Origin of the sequence: Streptomyces sp. NPDC090798 (assembly GCF_044768965.1) — a bacterium.
Classification (GTDB): domain Bacteria; phylum Actinomycetota; class Actinomycetes; order Streptomycetales; family Streptomycetaceae; genus Streptomyces.
This window is the reverse complement of sequence record NZ_JBIVXA010000003.1, coordinates 153,092-174,495: the sequence shown is the minus strand read 5'-3', so window position 1 is coordinate 174,495 and position 21,404 is coordinate 153,092. Positions and strand designations below refer to the sequence as shown.

The following is a 21,404-nucleotide window of genomic DNA, read 5'->3' as shown; positions in this document are numbered from 1 at the left end:
CCGGTGACCGCCACCTTCCTGTGCCGCGGTGCTCAGCGCTCCCGCGACGGGATGCTCGGGATGCTGTGACGCGATGCTCAGCGATCGGCGTCCAGCGGCTCCAGGTCCCCGTCCTCGTCCAGTTCGGAGTCCGGGGCGAGGTCGTCCTCCAGCTCGTCGTCGTCCGACTCGTCGTCGAAGACCGCGCTGACGTCGAAGCGGCAGACCACGCGCTGCGGGTCGATCGCCTCGAAGGGGGTCTCCAGCCACTCGCCGGGGTCGGCCGGTTCGTCGGCGGCCGTGACCCAGAGTGTGGAGTCGCCCTCCTCCAGACCGAACTCCTTGTGCCGGGAGGCGATCTCGTCCGGCTCGAACTCGCCGAACAGGACACCGAGCGCTCCGTGCACCGTGCCGGACGCCGCGTCGAAGCCCGCGGCCGCGGTGGCCCCGTCCTCCTCCACGGCCTCCACCCGCTGAGCCTGTGCCAGCAGTCGCTGCGGCTCCACCACCGCGTAGTCCCGGCGGATCAGCACGCTCAGAGCGTTCGGCTCCTCGGGGCCCGTGTACGGCGGCAGCGTGTCGTCGCTGCCGGGGATCTCGAAGGGAGTGACCTCGTCGTATCGGTCGTAGAGCAGCTCGTCGTACTCCTCGGCCGCGGCGGCCAGCTCGTTGAACGCCTCGTATACGGCCGGGTCGTCATCGCCCGACCTGCGCTCGACCGCGGCCAGGTGGCGGTCGAGTGCGGTCTTGACAGCCTCGGCGGCGGCGCGTACCTCGGCAGCGGTGGGCTGCACAGCATCAGACATAGTGCAGACGCTATCCGTACAGGGCCTCTGCCCGCACAATAGATGCGATGCCGGAATACGAATTTGTCGACGTGTACGTGCCGCGCGGGGTGTCCCGCAAGGAGACGACACGCCTGCTGACGGACCATGCGGAGTACGGACACTGGGAGTTGGACCGCCTCAGCCTGCACCCCGATGGCAGCCGCAAGGTGCGGCTGCGCCGGCGGATCATCCGCCAGGTGCGTGCCACGTGGTGAGCGAAAGCGGCTGAAAACGGAGCGGCCCCGCCAGTGCGGGCCCGCTCCGGTCGCTTCGCCACAGGGGATGCCTGTGGCGAAGCGATCACGCCGGCCCCGGCCCCGGTTCCGGGCCCGGACTTCTCCCTGTCCTGCCGGTTACGCGCCTGAGCGCGCCCGGCGGTAGAGCACGGCGCCTGCCAGCAGCGCGCCCGCGCCCGCCGGGATCACCGCGCCGATCGGCAGGTCACTGCCGGTGTGGGCGAGCTGCGCCGCGGGGCTGTGCGGCTGGGAGACGTTCTGCGTCCCCGGGTGGTTGGGGTACGAGGTGGGCGGCGTGCCCGGGGTTCCGGGGTGCCCGGGCGTACCCGGGTGTCCGGGGTTCCCGGGCTGACCCGGCTGACCGGGGTGTCCGGGCTGACCGGGGTTCCCCGGCTGTCCCGGATTCCCGGGCTGGCCCGGGTGTCCCGGGTGTCCCGGGTGTCCCGGGTAGCCAGGGTGACCAGGCTGTCCCGGGTGACCCGGGTGACCGGGGTGACCGGGATGACCGGGCTGTCCCGGGTGACCGCCGCCGGGCGGGTAGTGGGTGTGGCCGCCGTGTCCGTTCGCGCAGTCGTTGCCCATCGCCGGGTTGCCGACTCCGACGACGTTCACGCTGTTGCCGCAGACGTTGACCGGCACGTCGATCGGCACCTGGACGTGGTTGCCGGAGCCGACGCCCGGCGCGCCACTCGCATGCCCACCGGCGTGGGAGCCGCCGCCCGAGTGCGAACCACCACCCCCGTAGCCACCACCCCCGTAGCCACCACCGTCATGGCCGCCACCGCCGTAGCCGCCTCCGTAACCGCCCCCGTGCCCCCCGGCGGACGACCCACCGCCGCCGTGGTTGACGCACTTGTTGCCCATCGCCGGGTTGAGCAACCCGATGACGTTCACGGTGTTTCCGCAGACGTTGACCGGCACGTGCACCGGCGCCTGCACCGTGTTGCCCGACAACACGCCGGGCGAGGCCGAACTGACGCCGCTCGCACCCGAGTCGGCGTGTGCGTAGCCTCCGGTCGCGGCGAGTACGCCGGTCGCGGCCGCCACGGTCATCAGGCCCTTGCGGGTGACCTGTCGCATAGCTGAATTCCCTGCCTTGGTCCTTGGCTTGGACTCTCCGGAAACGCGCACGCATCCGTTCTGTGCGTGCGCCGAAAGCCGGTCGGCCCCGGAGCGCATGGCGCGCGCTCCGGGGCCGACAGACTCAGACCCTCATGGGGTGAGGCACAACGTCAGTTGTTGATGCAGGTGTTGCCGAAGGCGGGGTTCAGCAGCCCGATCACGGAGACCGTGTTGCCGCAGACGTTCACCGGGACGTGAACGGGCACCTGGATGACGTTGCCGGAGATGACACCCGGGGAGTGCACGGCGGCACCCTGGGCACCCGAGTCGGCGACGGCCAGGCCCGCACCCGCGAGAACCAGACCACCAGTGGCAGCCGCAGCAGCGACGACCTTCTTGATCATTATTCCTCCTTGTTGGCAAATGCGATCCCAAGCAGCGGATCGCATCACCTGTAACGAGGAGAGATGACTAGAGCTACGAGCTTATGGTCGCATTCACCCGTCCCGGGTGATCTCCGCACGTACGGGCGAATGCGGGCGTCAACCCGTCATGACGCCTCGATGAAGCGGTCGAGCACACGGACGCCGAACTTCAGGGCATCCACCGGCACCCGCTCGTCGACCCCGTGGAACATGCCCGCGAAGTCCAGCTCCGGCGGCAGCTTGAGCGGGGCGAAGCCGAAGCAGCGGATGCCGAGGTCGGCGAAGGACTTGGCGTCGGTGCCGGCCGAGAGCATGTAGGGCACGGCGCGCGCGATCGGGTCCTCGGCGGACAGCGCGGTCTGCATGGCGTCGACCAGCGCCCCGTCGAAGGTGGTCTCCAGCGCCTTGTCCGCGTGCACGTCCTCACGCTTGACCCTCGGTCCGAGAATCCGGTCCAGGTCGGCGAGGAACTCCTCCTCGTACCCCGGCAGATAACGCCCGTCGACGTGCGCGGTCGCCTGCCCCGGAATCACGTTGACCTTGTATCCGGCACCGAGCTGGGTCGGGTTGGCGGTGTTCTGCAGGGAGGCACCGATGAGCTTGGCGATGCCGCCGAGCTTGGCGAGCGTCTCGTCCATGTTCTCCGGGTCGAGCTCGGTGCCGAGCGCGTCACCGAGCTCGTCGAGGAAGTGCCGCAGTGTCTTCGTCACCCGGACCGGGAACTTGTGCCGCCCGAGCCGCCCGACGGCCTCGGACAGCTCGGTGATCGCGTTGTCCTTGTGGATCATCGAACCGTGCCCGGCGGTGCCGTCCACGGTCAGCTTCATCCAGTGCATGCCCTTCTGGGCGGTCTCGACGAGGTACAGCCGCAGCTTCTCGTTGACCGTGAAGGAGAACCCGCCGACCTCGCCGATCGCCTCGGTCACGCCCTCGAAGAGGTCGGGGTGCTTGTCGACGAGGTGCCGCGCACCCCACGTACCACCGGCCTCCTCGTCGGCGAGGAACGCGAGGACGATGTCGCGCGGCGGCTTGCGCCCGCTGCGCAGCCGGTCCCGGACGACCGCCAGGGTCATGGCGTCCATGTCCTTCATGTCGACCGCGCCGCGGCCCCACACCATCCCGTCCGCGATCTCGCCGGAGAAGGGGTGGTGGGTCCAGTCCGCCGCGTTGGCCGGTACGACGTCGGTGTGCCCGTGGATGAGCAGCGCGGGGCGCGAGCGGTCCTCGCCCTCGATACGGGCCACGGTCGACGCGCGCCCCTTGTGCGACTCGAAGATCTGCGGCTCGAGCCCGACCTCGGCGAGCTTCTCGGCCACGTACTCCGCCGCCTTGCGCTCACCCGGTCCGGAGTGGTCCCCGTAGTTGCTCGTGTCGATCTGGATCAGCTCGCGACAGAGGTCCACGACCTCGTCCTCGCCAGAGACGCTCCTGGCCGTGTTCGACTCGCTCACGCTGCTTCCTCCCACTGTCACTGCTGGTGGTCCCCCTCATCCTCTCTCCCACCCCCTCCGCGCCCCAAGGCCGGTCCCGGCCCGTCACACGCCGTTCACGCGGCGACGGGGTGTGACCGGGGGTCCTCGAAAGCCTGGTAATGTTTCCTCTGTCGCCGCGAGGGAAACCCCGCGCGACAGACACCTTGTCCGGGTGGCGGAATGGCAGACGCGCTAGCTTGAGGTGCTAGTGCCCTTTATCGGGCGTGGGGGTTCAAGTCCCCCCTCGGACACACAGAGGAGTGAGGGCCGCGACCATCAGGTCGCGGCCCTCACTCGTTGTATGCGTCACAGGCCTCAACTCGTTGTGTTCGCCGCGTCACGGACAGATGTGGGACAGATCTCGTCAGGATGACATACCCCCATGTCAGAGCTCCGTCACCGCACCGGAATCAGTGGTTCCGGTGCCCTCGTACGGCCTCCTCGCATGGCTGATGACCAGGTACGCGACTAGCGTCGTACTAAAATTCCAGGCTTGTTTGGAGCTGGACCGGAATATCCCCAGGCATACCTGCGGGCCCACCAGCTCCCCGGACGCTCCGGGAACGACACGTGAGGACCCGATGGCAGCCCTCGAGCAAGGCCCCGCACTCGCGCTGTTCGACGAGGAGGTGCGCGCGGAGTTCGGCGACCCGGCGCGCTTCTCCGCCTCCGTCGCCGCCTCGCCGCGCACGCTGGTCGACATCCTCGACGCCACCGTCCGGGCCCACCCCGACGAGCCCGCCCTCGACGACGGCCACCGCTGCCTCACCTACCGCGCCCTGGCCGTCGAGGTCGAGGCCCTGCGGCGACGGCTGAGCGCCGCCGGGGTGGGCCTCGGCGACCGGGTCGGCGTACGCGTCCCCTCCGGTACCAACGAGCTGTACGTCGCCATCCTCGCCGTACTGGCCGCCGGCGCGGCCTATGTGCCGGTGGACGCCGAGGATCCCGACGAGCGGGCCGAGCTGGTCTTCGGCGAGGCGGAGGTGCGGGCCGTCATCGGGGCCGGGCACCGGCTCACCGTCAACGGCAGCCGCGAGGTGCCCGCCGCGCGGCCCGGCGTCGAGCACGACGCCTGGATCATCTTCACCTCCGGGTCCACCGGCAAGCCCAAGGGCGTGGCCGTCAGCCACCGCAGCGCCGCCGCGTTCGTCGACGCCGAGGCGGAGCTGTTCCTCACCGAGGACCCGATCGGGCCCGGCGACCGGGTCATGGCGGGCCTGTCCGTCGCCTTCGACGCCTCCTGCGAGGAGATGTGGCTGGCCTGGCGCTACGGCGCCTGCCTGGTGCCCGTCCCGCGCTCCCAGGTGCGCAGCGGCGCCGACCTGGGGCCCTGGCTGGTCGAGCAGGAGATCAGCGTCGTCTCGACCGTGCCGACGCTCGCCGCGCTCTGGGAGCCGGAGGCCCTGGGTGACATACGGCTGCTGATCTTCGGCGGTGAGGCCTGCCCGCCCGAGCTGGTCCAGCGGCTGGTGACCGAGGGCCGCGAGGTGTGGAACACCTACGGGCCCACCGAGGCGACCGTCGTCGCCTGTGCGTCCCTGATGACCGGCGAGGAGCCGATCCGGATCGGGCTGCCGCTGAACGGCTGGGAGCTGGCCGTGGTCGACGAGGCCGGCGAGCCCGTGGCCATGGGCGACAGCGGTCAGCTGGTGATCGGCGGGGTCGGGCTCGCCCGGTATCTCGACGCCGAGAAGGACGCGGAGAAGTACGCGCCGCTCCAAGCGCTCGGCTGGGAGCGGGCGTACCGCAGTGGTGACCTCGTCAAGGCCGAGCCGGAGGGCCTGATCTTCCTCGGACGGGCCGACGAGCAGATCAAGCTCGGCGGGCGCCGCATCGAGCTGGGCGAGGTCGACACGGCGCTCCAGGCGCTCCCCGGTGTGGCGAGCGCCGCCGCCGCCGTGCGTACCGCCCGCAGCGGCAACCAGCTGCTCGTCGGTTATGTCGTCACCCAGGAGGGCTGGGACCAGGCCGCCGCCGTCGAGAAGCTGCGCGCCGAACTGCCCGCGGCCCTCGTCCCGCTGCTCGCCCCGGTCGCGGACCTGCCGACCCGTACCTCGGGCAAGGTCGACCGGGGCGCGCTGCCCTGGCCCCTGGAGGGCCTGGAGACCGGCGGTGCGAAGGAGCAGCTCTACGGCACCGAGGCCTGGCTCGCCGAGCAGTGGAGCGAGGTCCTCGGCATCCCGGTCGGCGGCGGGTCCGACGACTTCTTCGCGATCGGCGGTGGCAGCCTCGCCGCCGCCCAGCTCACCACCCGGCTGCGCACCCGCTACCCCAGCGCCGCCGTGCTCGACATCTACCAGCAGCCCGTCCTGCGCAAGCTGGCCCGGCACCTGGAGAAGTCCGCGCAGGACGACGGCGGCGAGCGGGTGATCGCCCCGGTGCCGCTGCGCGCCAAGGTGGCCCAGCTGTTCCTGCTGATACCCCTGTTCACGCTGATGGGGCTGCGCTGGACCGTGGCGCTGGCCGCGCTCGGGAACGTACTGCACTGGTTCGGTCCGTACCCCTGGGCGCCGAGCGCCCCGTGGTGGCTCGTCGGCGCCGGGGCGGTCGTGCTCCACAGCCCGCCGGGGCGGCTCGCGATCGCGGCGGGCGGGGCGCGGCTGCTGCTGCGCCGGGTGAAGCCCGGGCGTCACCCGCGCGGCGGAAGCGTGCATCTGCGGCTGTGGACCGCCGAGCGGCTGGCCGAGTTCAGTGGCGCGGTCTCGCTGACCGGGTCCTGGCTGGAGCGTTACGCGCGTGCCCTGGGCGCCAAGGTCGGCACGGACGTCGATCTGCACTCGCTGCCGCCGGTGACCGGCATGCTCAAGCTGGGCCGGGGCGCCGCCGTCGAGTCCGAGGTGGACCTGTCGGGGTACTGGCTGGACGGGGACCGGCTGGAGATCGGGCAGGTCAAGGTCGGCGCCGGTGCGGTGGTCGGGACGCGCAGCATCCTCTTCCCGGGCGCGCGCGTCGGCAAGCGGGCCGAGGTGGCGCCGGGCTCGGCGGTCGCCGGGCAGATTCCCACCGGGCAGCGCTGGGCCGGAGCGCCCGCCGGCAAGCTCGGCAAGGCGAAGCGCGCCTGGCCCAAGGAGCGTCCGCGCCGGGGCACGTACTGGCGGGCGATGTACGGCGCGACCGGTTTCGCGCTGACCGCGCTGCCCGTCCTTTCGGCCGTCGCCGCGCTCCTGGTGGCTCATCTGTTCGTGAGCGCGGACGCCGGGCTCGGTGCGGCCCTGCGCGGCGCGGCGCTCGCGCTGGTCCCGGCCACGCTCGCCTTCGGGCTGGCGTACGCGCTGCTGCTCCTGGTCGGCGTACGTCTGCTCAGCCTGGGTCTGCGCGAAGGCACGTACCCGACGCACAGCCGGATCGGCTGGCAGGCCTGGACCGTCACCCAGCTGATGGACCGCTCGCGCGACACGCTGTTCCCGCTGTACGCCGGGCTGATCACGCCGGTGTGGCTGCGGCTGCTCGGTATGAGGATCGGCCGGGGTGCCGAGGTCTCCACCGTCCTCGCGCTGCCGAGCCTCACCACCGTGGGCGAGGGTGCCTTCCTCGCCGACGACACCCTGACCGCGCCGTACGAGCTGGGCGGCGGCTGGATGCGGATCGGGCGTGCCGAGATCGGCCGCCGGGCCTTCCTGGGCAACTCCGGGATGACCGCGCCGGGCCGCAGCGTGCCGGACGGCGGGCTGGTCGGGGTGCTGTCCGCGACCCCGAAGAAGGCGAAGAAGGGCAGCTCGTACCTGGGGCTGCCGCCGGTGAAACTCCCGCGCTCGACGCAGGACGGTGATCAGAGCCGTACCTACGACCCGCCCGCGCGGCTGCTGTGGGCGCGGGCGTTCGTGGAGCTGTGCCGGATCGTGCCGGTGTTCTGCTCGGCGGCGCTGGCGGTGCTGACCGTCGCCGCGCTGAGCGCGCTGGGCGTCTGGGCGCCGCTGCTGGCCGGAATCGTGTTCCTGGGCGTCGGCGTGCTCGCCTGCCTGACGTCCATCGCGGCGAAGTGGCTGCTGGTGGGCCGGCACCGGGCGGGCGAGCACCCGCTGTGGAGCGGTTTCGTGTGGCGCAACGAGCTGGCGGACACCTTCGTCGAGGTCGTCGCCGTGCCGTGGCTGGCCGGGTCCGTGCCCGGTACGCCGCTGATGACGGCGTGGCTGCGCGGCCTCGGCGCCCGTATCGGCAAGGGCGCATGGATCGAGAGTTACTGGCTACCCGAGACGGACCTGGTGACCCTGGAGGACGCGACCACGGTCAACCGGGGATGTGTCCTGCAGACCCACCTCTTCCACGACCGGATCTTGCGGACGGATACTGTTGTCCTCCGTGAGGGCGCCACTCTGGGCCCGGGCGGAATCGTCCTTCCCGGCAGCACAGTCGGGGCGCGCAGCACGCTGGGACCCGCGTCGCTCGTCATGGCGGCGGAATCCGTCCCCGACGACACCCGCTGGCTGGGCAACCCGATCGAGGCATGGCGTTCCTAGGCGCGGCCCGTACGGCGTCCGGGGACGGTGCACCGGCACGTCGTACGAGCACAGCGCAGGGAGCAGACGCAAGCGTGAGCGTTCAGCAGACAGTGGGTTCGGACCCGTACTTCCCGGCCAACGGTGATCCCCGTTACCGGGTGCACCGGTATGAGCTCGCGCTGGACTACCGCCCCGGGCCCAACCGGCTGTCCGGCACCGCACGGCTCAACGCCATAGCGGGCCGGGCTCCGCTCGCCGAGTTCCAGCTGAACCTGGCCGACTTCCGGATCGGCCGGGTCCGGATCGACGGCAAGGCACCGCACTACACGCACCGCGGCGGCCGGCTGCGCATCCGGCCGCCGAAGCCGATACGGGCCGGGGCCGCGTTCACCGTGGAGGTGCACTGGTCGGGCAACCCCAAGCCGGTCCCCAGCCCCTGGGGCGAGCTCGGCTGGGAGGAGCTGGAGGACGGGGCGCTGGTGGCGAGCCAGCCGATCGGCGCGCCCTCCTGGTACCCGTGCAACGACCGCCCCGCCGACAAGGCCTCGTACCAGATCTCGATCACGACGCCGTCGGCGTACTCGGTGGTGGCGGGCGGCCGGCTGCTCACCCGGACGACGAAGGCGTCGACGACCACCTGGGTGTACGAGCAGGCGGCGCCGACCTCCAGCTATCTGGTCGGGATGTCGATCGGGAAGTACCAGACGGTGCTGCTCGGCGACCCCGGGCTCGGTGGGGTACCGCAGACGGGGCATCTGCCCGCGCACCTGCTCGGCGCATTCTCCCGGGACTTCGCGCGCCAGCCCGCGATGATGGAGCTGTTCGAGCAGATCTTCGGGCCGTATCCGTTCGGCGAGTACGCCGTCGTGGTGACCGAGGAGGAGCTCGATGTCCCCGTCGAGGCACAGGGGTTGTCGCTGTTCGGCGCCAACCACGTGGACGGGGCGCGGGGTTCGGAGCGGCTGGTCGCGCACGAGCTGGCGCACCAGTGGTTCGGCAACAGCGTGTCCATCGCGGACTGGCGGCACATCTGGCTGAACGAGGGGTTCGCGAAGTACGCCGAGTGGCTGTGGTCGGAGCGGTCGGGAGGCCGTACGGCACAGCAGCTGGCCGCTCTCGCGCACCGCAAGCTGTCCGGGCTGCCGAAGGATCTGGTGCTGTCCGATCCGGGCCGCAAGCTGATGTTCGACGACCGGCTCTACGAGCGCGGCGGACTCACCCTGCACGCGCTGCGCTGCGCGATGGGCGACGACGCCTTCTTCCGCATGCTGCGCGGCTGGGCCGCCCTGCACCGGGGCGGCGCGGTCACCACGGCGGTGTTCACCGCGCATGCCGCCCGGTACGCCGCCGAGCCGCTGGACGACCTGTTCGGGGCCTGGCTGCGTACGGCGAAGCTGCCGCCGCTGCCCACCCCGGCCGCACCGGTCGCGCCGATGCCGGCCCGCCCGACGTACCCGCCGACCAACGCCGACTCGGCGTAGGGCCGCTGCGCACCGGGAGAGAGGCCCCTCCGGGCTGGGAGAGAATGGCGGTCATGACCAGTCGTAGCTGCCCGTGCGGGCTGCCCGAGCCGTACGTGCGGTGTTGTGGGCGCTTCCACCGCGGTGAGGCGCTCGCGCCGACCGCGGAGCGTCTGATGCGGTCGCGGTACTGCGCCTTCGTCAAGGAGGACGAGGGGTATCTGCTGCGGACGTGGCATCCGCGGACGCGGCCGGCGCGGGTCGACTTCGATCCGGGGATGCGGTGGACGGGTCTGGAGATCCTCGACACGGGGCAGGGGTCGGCCTTCCACTCGGTGGGGACCGTGACCTTCCGGGCCTCCTACCGGGGCGGTTCGCTGCACGAGCGGAGCCGGTTCGAGCGGGTCGACGGGGCCTGGGTGTACGTGGACGGCGACTTCCCGGAGCAGGACGTGTAGGTCGCCTACGGCGCGAGGATGTCCAGTTCCTGGAGCGCGCCGACCGTGATCTGGCGGGTGAGTTCCTCGGCGCGGGACGCGTCGCCCGCGCGCACCGCCTCCGCGACCTGGACGTGCAGGGTGACGGCGGCCGGGTCGGGGTCCTCGAACATCACCTCGTGGTGGGTGCGGCCCGCGAGGACCTCGGCGACCACGTCACCGAGCCGGGCGAACATCTCGTTGCCGGAGGCGTTGAGGATCACCCGGTGGAAGGCCACGTCGTGGACGAGGTAGTCCTCCAGCTTGTGGCCGCGTGAGTTGGCCACCATGCCGAGGGCGCACTCGGTGAGCTCCGCGCACTGCGCGGCGGTGGCGTGCCGGGCGGACAGGCCCGCGGCGATCGGTTCGACGGCGGAGCGCAGCACGGTGAGCGAACGCAGCTGGTGGGGGCGGTCGGCGCCGGCCAGCCGCCAGCGGATGACCTGAGGGTCGAACACGTTCCACTCCGCCTTGGGGCGGACCGTGACGCCGACTCGGCGGCGGGACTCGACCAGGTACATGGACTCCAGCACCCTGACCGCCTCCCGCATCACGGAGCGGGACACCTCGAAGCGCTGCGCGAGTTCGTCGGTGCGCAGCACGCTCCCCGGCGGGTACTCGCCCGCCGTGATCGCCGGCCCGAGGGATTCCAGTACATGTCCGTGCAGCCCCCGGCCCCGTGTGGTCATGGGGTCAGCGTACGAGGCGGAGCCCGTCCATAAAAAGTCAGACTTATATGTCACACACTCTTGAATTCGTCGTACCTAATGAGTTTCAGTGTCGTCGACATCAGATGTCGACGAAGACAGTCACGCGACAGTGACGTAGACAGTGAGGCAGCGATGAGCACCCCCCATGTCGTCGTGGTCATGGGCGTCGCAGGTACCGGCAAGACCACCATCGGTCCCCTGCTTGCGGCCCGGCTCGGCGTTCCGTACGCCGAGGGCGACGACTTCCACCCGCAGGCCAACATCACCAAGATGTCGGCCGGGCACCCGCTCACGGACGACGACCGCTGGCCGTGGCTGGACGCCATCGGCCGTTGGGCGCACGACCGGCACGGGCTCGGCGGAGTGGTCAGCAGTTCGGCGCTCAAGCGCAGCTATCGCGACCGGCTGCGGGCCGCGGCGCCCGGGGTCGTCTTCGTGCATCTGACCGGTGACCGCGCGCTCATCGAGGACCGGATGTCGCACCGTCAGGGGCACTTCATGCCGACGGCGCTGCTGGACTCGCAGTTCGCCACTCTCCAGCCGCTGGAAGCGGACGAGGCGGGTGTCTCCGTGGACGTCTCCGGCGACCCCGGGGAGATCACCGAACGGGCCGTGGCCGCACTCCAGGGGCTTGCCCAGCCTTCGCTCTAACACCTTCCCCACGTACGTTTCTCAAGCAAGGGACCACCGTGACCAGACTCAGCGTCGAGATGCTGGCAGCGGACACCGTCGAGCCGATCACCTCGGCGGGCCATGCCCAGCTGGGCATCGCCGTCCTGGCGGCCATCGCCGTCATCGTCCTGCTCATCACCCAGTTCAAGCTGCACGCATTCCTGGCCCTGACCATCGGCTCGCTCGCCCTCGGCGCCTTCGCCGGGGCCCCGCTGGACAAGACCATCACCAGCTTCACCACCGGCCTCGGCGCCACCGTCGCCGGTGTGGGCGTCCTGATCGCGCTCGGCGCGATCCTCGGCAGACTGCTCGCCGACTCCGGCGGCGCCGACCAGATCGTCGACACCATCCTCGCCAAGGCCGGCGGGCGCGCCATGCCCTGGGCGATGGTGCTGATCGCCTCGGTGATCGGTCTGCCGCTGTTCTTCGAGGTCGGCATCGTGCTGCTGATCCCGGTCGTGCTGATGGTCGCCAAGCGCGGCAACTACTCCCTGATGCGCATCGGCATCCCGGCGCTGGCCGGTCTGTCCGTGATGCACGGCCTGATCCCGCCGCACCCCGGCCCGCTGGTCGCCATCGACGCGGTCAAGGCCAACCTGGGCATCACGCTCGCGCTGGGCGTCCTGGTCGCCATCCCGACGGTGATCATCGCGGGCCCGCTCTTCTCGAAGGTCGCGGCCCGCTGGGTGGACGTGCCCGCCCCCGACCGGATGATCCCCGCCCGCGCCTCCGAGGACCTGGACAAGCGTCCCGGCTTCGGCGCCACCCTCGCCACCATGCTGCTGCCGGTCGTCCTCATGCTGTCCAAGGCGCTGGTCGACATCATCGTGGACGACCCCACCCACATGGTGCAGCGCGTCTTCGACGTCGTCGGCTCCCCGCTGATCGCCCTGCTCGCGGCCGTGATCGTGGGCATGTTCACGCTGGGCCGCGCGGCCGGGTTCACCAAGGACCGCATCTCGACGACCGTCGAGAAGTCCCTCGCCCCCATCGCGGGCATCCTGCTGATCGTGGGCGCGGGCGGCGGTTTCAAGCAGACCCTGATCGACTCCGGGGTGGGCCAGATGATCCTGGACATCTCCAAGGACTGGTCGATCCCCGCGCTGCTGCTCGCGTGGCTGATCGCGGTGATCATCCGGCTCGCGACCGGCTCCGCGACCGTCGCCACCATCTCGGCGGCCGGTCTGGTGGCGCCCCTCGCGGCCGACATGTCGACCGCCCACACCTCTCTCCTGGTCCTCGCGATCGGCGCGGGCTCGCTCTTCTTCAGCCATGTCAACGACGCCGGCTTCTGGCTGGTCAAGGAGTACTTCGGTCTCAGTGTCGGCCAGACCGTGAAGACCTGGTCCGTCATGGAGACGATCATCTCGGTGGTGGCGGGCGGGCTGGTCCTGCTGCTGTCGCTGGTCATCTAGAGGTACGGGGATGAGAGACGGGAGTACGGGGATGAGTCACCCTCTGTTCGACATCAGTGGTCGCAGGGCCCTGGTCACCGGCTCCAGTCGGGGCATCGGGTTCGCGCTGGCCCGCGGGCTCCTGGAGGCGGGCTGCACGGTCGTCCTCAACGGGCGGGACGCCGACCGGCTCGCCAAGGCCGCGTCGGAGCTGCCCGGCGACGTCCACACCGCGGTCTTCGACGTCACGGACGGCCCCTCGGTGGCCGCCGGAATTGCGGACGTCGAGGACCGGGTGGGCCCGCTCGACATCCTCGTCAACAACGCGGGCATGCAACTGCGGGCCCCGCTCCTGGAGTTCACGGACACCGACTGGCACCGGATCCTGAACACCAATCTGACCAGCGCGTTCCTGGTCGGCCGCGAAGCGGCGCGGCGGATGACGGAACGCGGCCACGGCAAGATCGTCAACATCTGCTCGCTGCAGAGCGAGGTCGTCCGTCCGGGCATCGCCCCGTACGCGGCCACCAAGGGCGCGCTGAAGATGCTCACCAAGGGCATGTGCGCGGACTGGGGGCAGTACGGGGTGCAGGTGAACGGGCTCGGCCCCGGTTACATCGAGACGGAACTGACCCAGCCCCTCGTCGAGGACGAGGAGTTCAGCGCCTGGGTGCGGCGGCGCACCCCGGCCGGCCGGTGGGGCCGTACGGAGGACCTGGTCGGCGGGGTGCTCTTCCTCGCCTCGCCCGCGGCGGACTTCGTGAGCGGGCAGGTGCTGTACGTCGACGGCGGTATGACGAGTGTGCTGTGAAGCGGACCGCGCGGTGAAAGGGGCCTGACGATGCTCGGCTGTGTGATTCACGGGCAGGGCGACCTGCGGGTCGACGAACTGCCGGTCCCGTCCGCCGGGCCCGGCGAGGCGCTCGTCGCCGTCCGGTACGGCGGGGTGTGCGGGTCCGACCTCCACTACTGGCGGCACGGCGGCGTCGGGGACTTCCGGCTGCGGGAGCCGATGGTGCTGGGCCACGAGGTCGTGGGGACGGTGCTGTCGTACGGCGACGGGGCCACCGGTCCCGCGCCGGGTACGGCCGTGGCCGTGCACCCGGCGACCCCGTGCGGGGTGTGCCCCGAGTGCGCCGACGGACGGGCGAACGTCTGCCGGGACACCCGCTACCTGGGCAGCGCGGCGCGCACCCCGCATGTGCAGGGCGCCTTCGCCGCCCAAGTGGTGGTGCCCGCCCGGCAGTTGAGGGAGCTGCCCGCGGGGCTCCCGCTGCGGCGGGCGGCGCTCGCCGAGCCGCTGTCGGTGGCGCTGCACGCCGTCCGACGGGCCGGCGCGGTGCAGGACCGGCATGTCCTGGTGACGGGGGCCGGGCCCATCGGCTGTCTCGTGGTGGCCGCCGCGAAGGCCGCGGGCGCGGCCCGGGTGACCGTGACGGACCTGCTGCCGCAGGCGCTGTCGTACGCCGTCGCGGCCGGCGCGGACGCGGTCGTACGGGCCGACGATCCCGCCGATCCCGGGTGGCCGACGGAGGTCGACGTGGCCGTCGAGGCGTCCGGAGTGGCCGCGGGGCTCGACACCTGTCTGCGTCTGGTGCGGCGCGGCGGGGTCGTCGTCCAGCTCGGCATGCTGCCGCCGGGACAGAGCCCGTTCGCGGGGAACCTGGTGGTGAGCCGGGAGATCGAGCTGCGGGGCGCGTTCCGCTTCGACGAGGAGTTCGACGACGCGCTGGTCCTGCTCGCGGCCGAGCCCCGCTTCGACTCCCTGGTCAGCGCGGTGGTCCCGCTCGGTGCGGCGGAGTCGGCGTTCTCCCTGGCCGCGGACCGCGGCCGCTCGTGCAAGGTGCTGCTGGACTTCGAGGTCCAGCAGGGCTAGCCGGAGCCTGCCGGGGGTCTGCGGCCCCCGGCAGGCTCGACAGGGTCCAGGCCCTGTCGTTCGGATCAGGTCGCCTCGCGATCCTGCGCTTGATCACCGCGGCCCAGGCCTGATCCAAGAGCCCGGCCTCAGGGCCGCCAGAGGGGATGCTCCCGCTTCGCCCACTCCCGGCTCACCGAGCCCGTGCGCAGGCCTCGGCGGGCCTCCGGGTCGCCGAGGGCCATGCCGATGTGGCCCGCGAGGACGACGCCGATCGTGAGCGCCAGCCAGTCGTGGACGAAGGTCGCCGAGGTGCGCCACATCAGGGGGGCGAGGTGGGTGAACCACATCAGCAGCCCCGTGGCGAGCATGACCAGGGTCGCGCCGGCGATCCAGGCGGCGTAGGTCTTCTGGCCCGCGTTGAACTTGGCCGCGGGCCGGGACGAGGGGCGCCGGTCCCGTCGTAGCGCCGCGCGCAGCCACGTACGGTCGTGCGGGCCCCAGCGGTTGAGGCGGCCCAGGTCCGCGCGGAAGGCGCGGGAGGCCAGGCCCGCCAGGACCGGCACCGGGAGCATCAGGCCCGCCAGCTCGTGGACCCTGACCACCAGCTCACGGCGGCCGACCAGCTCGGCGAAGATCGGGAGGTACAGGCACGCCGCCGTCGCCACGCAGATCCCCATCAGCAGGGCGGTCACGCGGTGCACCCAGCGCTCGGCGCGGCTGAAGCGCCGTACGCGCGGCGCGGGCGCGGCGAGGGCCGGGGTGTCGTCAACTCGTGGGTGCATCGTCGCGTCCGTTCGAGCGGCCGACCCACGCGTCCACGTCGTAGCCGCGGTCCTCCCAGTACCCGGGACGGACGTCCTCGGTGACGGTGATGCCGGAGAGCCACTTGGCGGACTTGTAGAAGTACATGGGGGCGACGTAGAGGCGGACGGGGCCGCCGTGGTCGTGGCCGAGGGGCTTGTCCTGCATGCGGTGGGCCACCAGGATGTCGGGGCGCCGGGCCTGCTGCATCGTGAGGCTCTCGGTGTACGCCCCGTCGAAGCAGGTGAAGCGGATCGCGCGGCCCTTGGCCTGGACCCCGGCGGCGTCCAGGAGATGGGACAGCCGTACGCCCTGGAAGGGGGTGCCGGGCACCCGCCAGCCCGTGACGCACTGGACGTCGTGCACGATCCGGGTCTGCGGCAGGGCCTTGAGGTCGGCCAGGGTGTAGCTGCGGGGGTGGTCGACCAGGCCGTCGATGGTGAGGCGGTAGTTCGACGCGTCCTTGTGCGGGACGGAGGAGGTCACCGAGTAGTAGCGGAAACCGCCGCCGTTGGGGAGCAGGCCGGTCAGCCCCGTGGGGTCGCCGGCGAAGAGGGACTCCAGGCCGCGTTGCAGGGTGGGCGCGGCCAGCACGCCGAGGGCGCCGAGTCCGAGCGTGCCGAGCAGGAGCCGACGGCCGACGGGCGTGCCGGAGGCTTCCGGGTCCTCCGGCGGGCGTTCCCGGGGGCGGTCCGGTCCCTGCCGGGGGGGCTGTTCAGGGTTCACACACCCATACGAGCACCCGCGACCCCCTTGAGGCCAGCGGCAGCGGGTGCTCGTCAGATTTCCGTAACCACTTCTCACACGCTTCTCAGAACGGGCGGCCCTGATCCGGGCGCCGGATCAGGGTGTGGACTCCGCCGCCTTGTCCAGCTGGAACGCCTCGTTGCCGAGTCCGATACGGGCGTGCGCCTCGGGTTTGCGGGAGCGCAGCACCAGGCCCTGCACCACGCCGACGAGCAGGGCGGCCGCGATCAGGGCGGGCAGCAGCCAGCTGAGCGCGGAGTCCGGACCGGCCCCGACCAGGATGTCGAAGTCCTTGACCGTGTAGCCCGCGATCACGAGGAGGGCGACGGCCGCGATCGCCGAGGTGGCCAGGCGCCAGGCCTGGGCGCGGGCGGCGCCGCGGCGGGCGAAGAAGACGATCACGGAGAGCGAGGCCGCCGCCATCAGCAGGATGACGCCGAGCGCACCGACGTTGCCGGCCCAGGTGAACAGGTGCAGCACGGGCGCGGTCGGGTCACCGGTGGGCTTGTCGTCGGTCACGGCGAACGCGATCAGCACGATCACGGAGACACCGGTCTGCAGCAGCGAGCCGGTGCCGGGCGCGCCGCTGGTGCCGGTGGTCCGGCCGAAGGCGGAGGGCAGCAGCCCTTCGCGGCCCATGGCGAAGGCGTACCGCGCGACGACGTTGTGGAAGCTGAGCAGCGCCGCGAACATGCCGGTCACGAAGAGGACGTGCAGGACGTCGGTGAAGGCGCCCCCGAGGCGCGACTCGGTGAGGAAGAACAGCAGTCCGGCGCTCTGCTTCCGCGATGCGCCGACGATCCCGGAGGGGCCCGCGGCGACGGTCAGCGCCCAGGAGCTGAGTGCGAAGAAGACGGCGACGAAGCCGATGGCCAGGAACATCACGCGCGGGACGAGGATGTGCGGGCGGCTGGTCTCCTCGGCGTACACCGGTGCCTGTTCGAAGCCGGTGAAGGCGGCGATGCAGAAGCACAGCGCGGTGCCGACGCCCGCCCCGGTGAGCGTGTCCGGGTTGAAGGCGTGCAGGGAGAGGCCCTCCTTGGCGGGGTCGGCGACGGCGGCGATGTCGAAGATGACGACGAGCGCCACCTCGACGACCAGGAGGACCCCGAGTACACGCGCGTTGACGTCGATCTTCAGCCAGGAGAGTGCGCCGACGGCGAGGACGGCGGCCAACGCCGGTATCCACCAGGCGACTTCGACGTCGGCGTAGGTGGCGAACAGCCCCGAGACCTCGAAGCCGAAGATGCCGTAGATGCCGAACTGCAGGGCGCTGTAGGCGACGAGCGCGACCGCGGCGGCGCCGGCGCCCGCGGTGCCGCCGAGACCGCGGGCGACGTAGGCGTAGAAGGCGCCCGCGTTGTGGACGTGGCGGCTCATCTCGGCGTACCCGACGCTGAAGAGGGCGAGGACCACGCCGAGGATGACGAAGATCAGCGGTTCCCCGACGATGCCCATCACCGCGAATGCCGTGGGCATGACACCTGCGACCACCATGAGGGGGGCGGTCGCCGCGAGGACGGAGAGCAGCAGACCTCCCGTACCGAGCCGGCCCGCGCGCAGGGCGCGCTCCTGGCCCTTGAAGGTGCTGATGGCGCCACCGGCCGTGGCGGGTCTACCCGTGTTCGAACTGCTCGAGGTGCTCGAACTGCCCGTCGTCATCGCGGGGCCGTCCTTTCGGGTTTCTCGACTTCTTGTGGGTGGGGTCACACCGTGCCGAGGGCGCTGTCGCGGGCGGCACGGAAGGCTTGGTACGGGTCGCGGTCCGGGTACGACCACGGCACCGGGGTGGCGTGCGGGCCGATGCGGTGGAACAGGGCGGCGGCTTCCGCGCCCCGGCCCTCGCAGAACTTGGCGTGGGCGAGGAAGTTGAGGTCGAGGTGGCGGCGGGGGTGGTCCTCGCGCTCCCACTCCAGCCACCAGTCGAAGGCGGCCTTCATCACCTGACGGGCCCGGCGTCCGACCCAGTGCCCGGAGGCGGCCGGGTCGGTGGACTCGCTGCCGGCGCCGGCCAGCACGCGATAGCGCTCGGCGTGCGCGACGACGGGCAGCATCGCGAGCGGAGAGTCGGCGGGCGCCTGTTCGGCCGCCCAGTTCGCGAAGTCGTAGACCTCGTGGAGGGGGTCCTGGCCGGCCTCGGCGCGGCGCTCGGCGAGCCGGGCGACCATCAGGTGGTGGGCGTGGTGGTGCTCGGGGTAGCGGTGGCGCACCTCGTCGAAGAGCCGGACCACGTCGCCCTCGTTGCCGCGTGAACGCTCCAGTATCAGCAGGCCGAGCCAGGGGGTCGGGTCGGCCGGCGCGAGCACGGCGGCGGCGGCGCAGGCCTCGCGGGCCCGCTCCGGGCGGTCCTTGCCGTGCAGGGCGCGCTGGACGGTGGCGCAGGCGAGGAGCACGGCGGCGTCGGCGGACTCGGGTTCGGCGAGCTGCCAGTCACGGGCCCAGGCGAGGGCGGCGGCCTCCTGGGCGAGGACGGTGACGCGGTGTCCGCGGCGGTCCCAGTCGTCGCCGGTCGCGGCGAGCAGTGCGCGGACCGCGGTCCATCGCCCCTGGGCCAACGAGGTGCGCGCGGCGACGAGTTCGGAGTCGTCGAGCGCGGCGTCGAAGACGTGGACCGCGCGTTTGCGGCCACGGCCGAGGGGAGGAGGGGGTGGCGGGGGTGGCGACACCGCGGGGCTTCCTCACAGACGCGGCTGGTCAGGGGGCGATCACGCACAGCAAATCCTTGGCTGAGGGTTCAAGTCAAGGCCCGATTGATCCGTCGCACGTTGCAACTTCCCTTGAATGGCGCAGAGTTGATGTTCCCCCGCACGCTCTCCGGGACGGGAAGGAGCTGGTGGGACAGCTCCCGCCGGGGGCGGGTTCGACTCTCCGCGGGGGCCCGGCCGCGGCCGGGCCCCCGCTCCCCGGAGTCCGGGTCACGGCTGAAACCCGACCACGGAACGGCCCCCGGCGAGGGTCAGCTCACCGCCTTGGCGGCCGCTCGGCCCGCCGTGCGGCCGGAGAAGAGGCAGCCCCCGAGGAAGGTGCCCTCCAGGGAGCGGTAGCCGTGGACTCCGCCGCCGCCGAAGCCGGCGGCCTCACCGGCCGCGTACACGCCGGAGAGCGGGTCACCGCCCTCCGTCAGGACGCGCGAGGAGAGGTCGGTCTCCAGGCCGCCCAGACTCTTGCGGGTGAGGATGTGGAGGCGGACGGCGATGAGCGGCCCCGCCTTGGGGTCGAGGATGCGGTGCGGGGTGGCCGTACGGATCAGCTTGTCCCCGGGGTAGTTGCGGGCGCCGCGGATCGACATCACCTGGAGGTCCTTGGTGAAGGGGTTCGCGATCTCCCGGTCGCGCGCGACGATCTCGCGGCGCAGCGCGGCCTCGTCGATGAGCGGCTCCTTGGTGAGGGCGTTCATGCCGCGCACCAGGGCGCCCAGATCCTTCTCGACGACGAAGTCCGCGCCGTTGTCCATGAACGCCTTGACGGGGCCAGGTACGTCGGCGCGCGCCCGGCCGATCACGTCCCTGATCGACTTGCCGGTCAGATCCGGGTTCTGTTCCGAGCCCGAGAGCGCGAACTCCTTGCCGATGATCTTCTGGTCGAGCACGAACCACGTGTACTCGTATCCGGTCTTCATGATGTGTTCGAGCGTGCCGAGGGTGTCGAAGCCCGGGAAGAGCGGCACCGGGAGCCGGTTCCCGCGGGCGTCAAGCCAGAGGGAGGACGGGCCCGGCAGGATGCGGATGCCGTGGTTCTCCCAGATGGGGTTCCAGTTCTGGATGCCCTCGGTGTAGTGCCACATGCGGTCGCGGTTGATGAGGTGCGCGCCCGTCTCCTCGGCTATCCCGAGCATCTTGCCGTCGACGTGCGCGGGGACGCCCGCGACCATCTTCTCGGGCGGCGTGCCGAGCCGCTCGGGCCAGTTCGCGCGGACCAGGTCGTGGTTGCCGCCGATGCCGCCCGAGGTGACGATCACCGCCTGTGCCTTGAGCTCGAACGCCCCGGCGACGGTACGGCTGCTGGCCTGCCCGCGCGCCGCGCCCGACGGTTCCAGGATCTCGCCGGTGACCGTGTCGACGGTGCCCGCGCTGCGGGACAGCCCGGTCACCCGGTGGCGGAACTTGAGCTGGACGAGCCCCCGGGCGACCCCGGCGCGCACCCGCCGTTCGAAGGGCGCGACCACTCCGGGTCCGGTCCCCCACGTGATGTGGAAGCGCGGCACGGAGTTCCCGTGGCCGTTGGCGTCGTAGCCGCCGCGCTCCGCCCAGCCGACCACCGGGAAGAAGCGGACCCCCTGCTGGTGCAGCCAGGACCGCTTCTCACCGGCCGCGAAGTCCACGTACGCCTCGGCCCAGCGGCGCGGCCAGTGGTCCTCGGCCCGGTCGAAGCCGGCCGTGCCCATCCAGTCCTGGAGGGCGAGCGCGTGACTGTCCTTGATCCGCATCCGGCGCTGCTCGGGCGAGTTCACGAAGAAGAGTCCACCGAAGGACCAGTGGGCCTGGCCACCGATCGACTGTTCCGGCTCCTGGTCGAGGAGAATCACCGTGCGGCCCGCGTCGACGAGCTCCGCGGTCGCGGCGAGCCCCGCGAGGCCCGCTCCGATCACGATCACATCTGCGTCGTAGGCCATGGGCCCGTCCTCTCGGCCTGCCGACGTTTCCGGTCGGCTTCTGTCGGCTTCGTCACGAGCCGGCGGCATCGTCGTTGGTTGATGAGACAGTGGTACGGAAGACATCAGGCATCGGCACCGGTCGAACAGGCACGGTCACCGTTCGACCAGCCGTTGTTACTGATCGGTCAGATCCTTCGGCAAGAGGAGTGACCGAGTCAACTGCCCGGTTCCGGGTACTCCCGTGGGCAGGGC

Annotated in this window: 18 protein-coding genes and 1 tRNA gene; 9 read left to right on the top strand and 10 right to left on the bottom strand. The window is 71.5% G+C overall.

The window, feature by feature from the left end; all coding sequences use genetic code 11:
• Positions 1-77: 77 nt before the first annotated feature.
• A complete protein-coding gene (locus tag ACIQTP_RS08320; RefSeq protein ID WP_402043872.1) occupies positions 78-785 on the bottom strand; it encodes a hypothetical protein in 708 nt (235 codons plus the stop codon).
• A gap of 47 nt (positions 786-832) precedes the next feature.
• Between ACIQTP_RS08320 and ACIQTP_RS08315 the strand changes: the two genes are divergently transcribed.
• Positions 833-1,021 carry a DUF5703 family protein gene (locus ACIQTP_RS08315; RefSeq protein WP_054231126.1) on the top strand — a complete coding sequence of 63 codons (189 nt, stop codon included), beginning with the start codon at positions 833-835 and terminating at the stop codon, positions 1,019-1,021.
• A 138-nt stretch (positions 1,022-1,159) separates the two neighbouring features.
• On the opposite strand, the gene ACIQTP_RS08310 is transcribed toward ACIQTP_RS08315, so the two are convergent.
• The 3 genes from ACIQTP_RS08310 to ACIQTP_RS08300 form a co-directional block, all read right to left on the bottom strand.
• Positions 1,160-2,122, bottom strand: a complete 963-nt coding sequence (locus ACIQTP_RS08310; RefSeq protein ID WP_403397551.1) for a chaplin family protein — start codon at positions 2,120-2,122, stop codon at positions 1,160-1,162.
• A gap of 152 nt (positions 2,123-2,274) precedes the next feature.
• On the bottom strand, positions 2,275-2,508 hold the full coding sequence (chpH, locus tag ACIQTP_RS08305; RefSeq protein WP_099940520.1) for a chaplin ChpH: 234 nt from the start codon (positions 2,506-2,508) through the stop codon (positions 2,275-2,277).
• Positions 2,509-2,654: 146 nt separating this feature from the next.
• Entirely contained in the window at positions 2,655-3,980 is a 1,326-nt protein-coding gene (locus ACIQTP_RS08300) for a M20/M25/M40 family metallo-hydrolase (RefSeq protein ID WP_190169572.1), read from the bottom strand.
• Positions 3,981-4,167: 187 nt separating this feature from the next.
• Between ACIQTP_RS08300 and ACIQTP_RS08295 the strand changes: the two genes are divergently transcribed.
• The 4 genes from ACIQTP_RS08295 (at position 4,168) to ACIQTP_RS08280 (ending at position 10,358) form a co-directional block, all read left to right on the top strand.
• Positions 4,168-4,252 (top strand) — tRNA-Leu (locus ACIQTP_RS08295).
• A gap of 330 nt (positions 4,253-4,582) precedes the next feature.
• On the top strand, positions 4,583-8,458 hold the full coding sequence (locus tag ACIQTP_RS08290; RefSeq protein ID WP_403397547.1) for a Pls/PosA family non-ribosomal peptide synthetase: 3,876 nt from the start codon (positions 4,583-4,585) through the stop codon (positions 8,456-8,458).
• 74 nt (positions 8,459-8,532) lie between these two features.
• Positions 8,533-9,921 (top strand): M1 family metallopeptidase, encoded by a 1,389-nt coding sequence (locus tag ACIQTP_RS08285; protein WP_403397545.1) that lies wholly within the window; start codon positions 8,533-8,535, stop codon positions 9,919-9,921.
• A gap of 53 nt (positions 9,922-9,974) precedes the next feature.
• The gene (locus ACIQTP_RS08280) at positions 9,975-10,358 is read left to right on the top strand and encodes a YchJ family protein (RefSeq protein ID WP_403397543.1); all 384 of its coding nucleotides are present in this window, start codon (positions 9,975-9,977) and stop codon (positions 10,356-10,358) included.
• 5 nt (positions 10,359-10,363) lie between these two features.
• On the opposite strand, the gene ACIQTP_RS08275 is transcribed toward ACIQTP_RS08280, so the two are convergent.
• A complete protein-coding gene (locus tag ACIQTP_RS08275) occupies positions 10,364-11,065 on the bottom strand; it encodes a FadR/GntR family transcriptional regulator (protein ID WP_402043889.1) in 702 nt (233 codons plus the stop codon).
• Between the two features lie 153 nt (positions 11,066-11,218).
• On the opposite strand from ACIQTP_RS08275, the gene ACIQTP_RS08270 reads away from it, so the two are divergent.
• From ACIQTP_RS08270 to ACIQTP_RS08255, 4 genes are read left to right on the top strand one after another with little or no spacing between them, the layout of a single operon-like run.
• Positions 11,219-11,737 (top strand): gluconokinase, encoded by a 519-nt coding sequence (locus tag ACIQTP_RS08270; protein WP_403397541.1) that lies wholly within the window; start codon positions 11,219-11,221, stop codon positions 11,735-11,737.
• A gap of 38 nt (positions 11,738-11,775) precedes the next feature.
• The gene (locus ACIQTP_RS08265; protein ID WP_403397538.1) at positions 11,776-13,173 is read left to right on the top strand and encodes a gluconate:H+ symporter; all 1,398 of its coding nucleotides are present in this window, start codon (positions 11,776-11,778) and stop codon (positions 13,171-13,173) included.
• 31 nt (positions 13,174-13,204) lie between these two features.
• Positions 13,205-13,963, top strand: a complete 759-nt coding sequence (locus ACIQTP_RS08260) for an SDR family oxidoreductase (RefSeq protein WP_402043898.1) — start codon at positions 13,205-13,207, stop codon at positions 13,961-13,963.
• Positions 13,964-13,993: 30 nt separating this feature from the next.
• Positions 13,994-15,028 (top strand): L-idonate 5-dehydrogenase, encoded by a 1,035-nt coding sequence (locus ACIQTP_RS08255; protein WP_403397536.1) that lies wholly within the window; start codon positions 13,994-13,996, stop codon positions 15,026-15,028.
• Between the two features lie 128 nt (positions 15,029-15,156).
• Here ACIQTP_RS08255 and ACIQTP_RS08250 read toward each other — a convergent pair whose 3' ends face one another.
• The 5 genes from ACIQTP_RS08250 to ACIQTP_RS08230 form a co-directional block, all read right to left on the bottom strand.
• Positions 15,157-15,792 carry a cytochrome b/b6 domain-containing protein gene (locus ACIQTP_RS08250; protein WP_403397535.1) on the bottom strand — a complete coding sequence of 212 codons (636 nt, stop codon included), beginning with the start codon at positions 15,790-15,792 and terminating at the stop codon, positions 15,157-15,159.
• The gene (locus ACIQTP_RS08245) at positions 15,776-16,537 is read right to left on the bottom strand and encodes a molybdopterin-dependent oxidoreductase (protein WP_402043907.1); all 762 of its coding nucleotides are present in this window, start codon (positions 16,535-16,537) and stop codon (positions 15,776-15,778) included. Before ACIQTP_RS08245 ends, ACIQTP_RS08250 begins: the two co-directional genes overlap by 17 nt.
• A gap of 117 nt (positions 16,538-16,654) precedes the next feature.
• Complete coding sequence (locus ACIQTP_RS08240) at positions 16,655-18,220, bottom strand: APC family permease (protein WP_403397533.1); 1,566 nt, start codon at positions 18,218-18,220, stop codon at positions 16,655-16,657.
• Positions 18,221-18,264: 44 nt separating this feature from the next.
• Positions 18,265-19,224, bottom strand: coding sequence for a hypothetical protein (locus tag ACIQTP_RS08235; RefSeq protein ID WP_403397531.1), 960 nt, complete (start codon positions 19,222-19,224; stop codon positions 18,265-18,267).
• A 290-nt stretch (positions 19,225-19,514) separates the two neighbouring features.
• Positions 19,515-21,170 carry an FAD-binding dehydrogenase gene (locus tag ACIQTP_RS08230; RefSeq protein ID WP_403397529.1) on the bottom strand — a complete coding sequence of 552 codons (1,656 nt, stop codon included), beginning with the start codon at positions 21,168-21,170 and terminating at the stop codon, positions 19,515-19,517.
• Positions 21,171-21,404 lie beyond the last annotated feature (234 nt).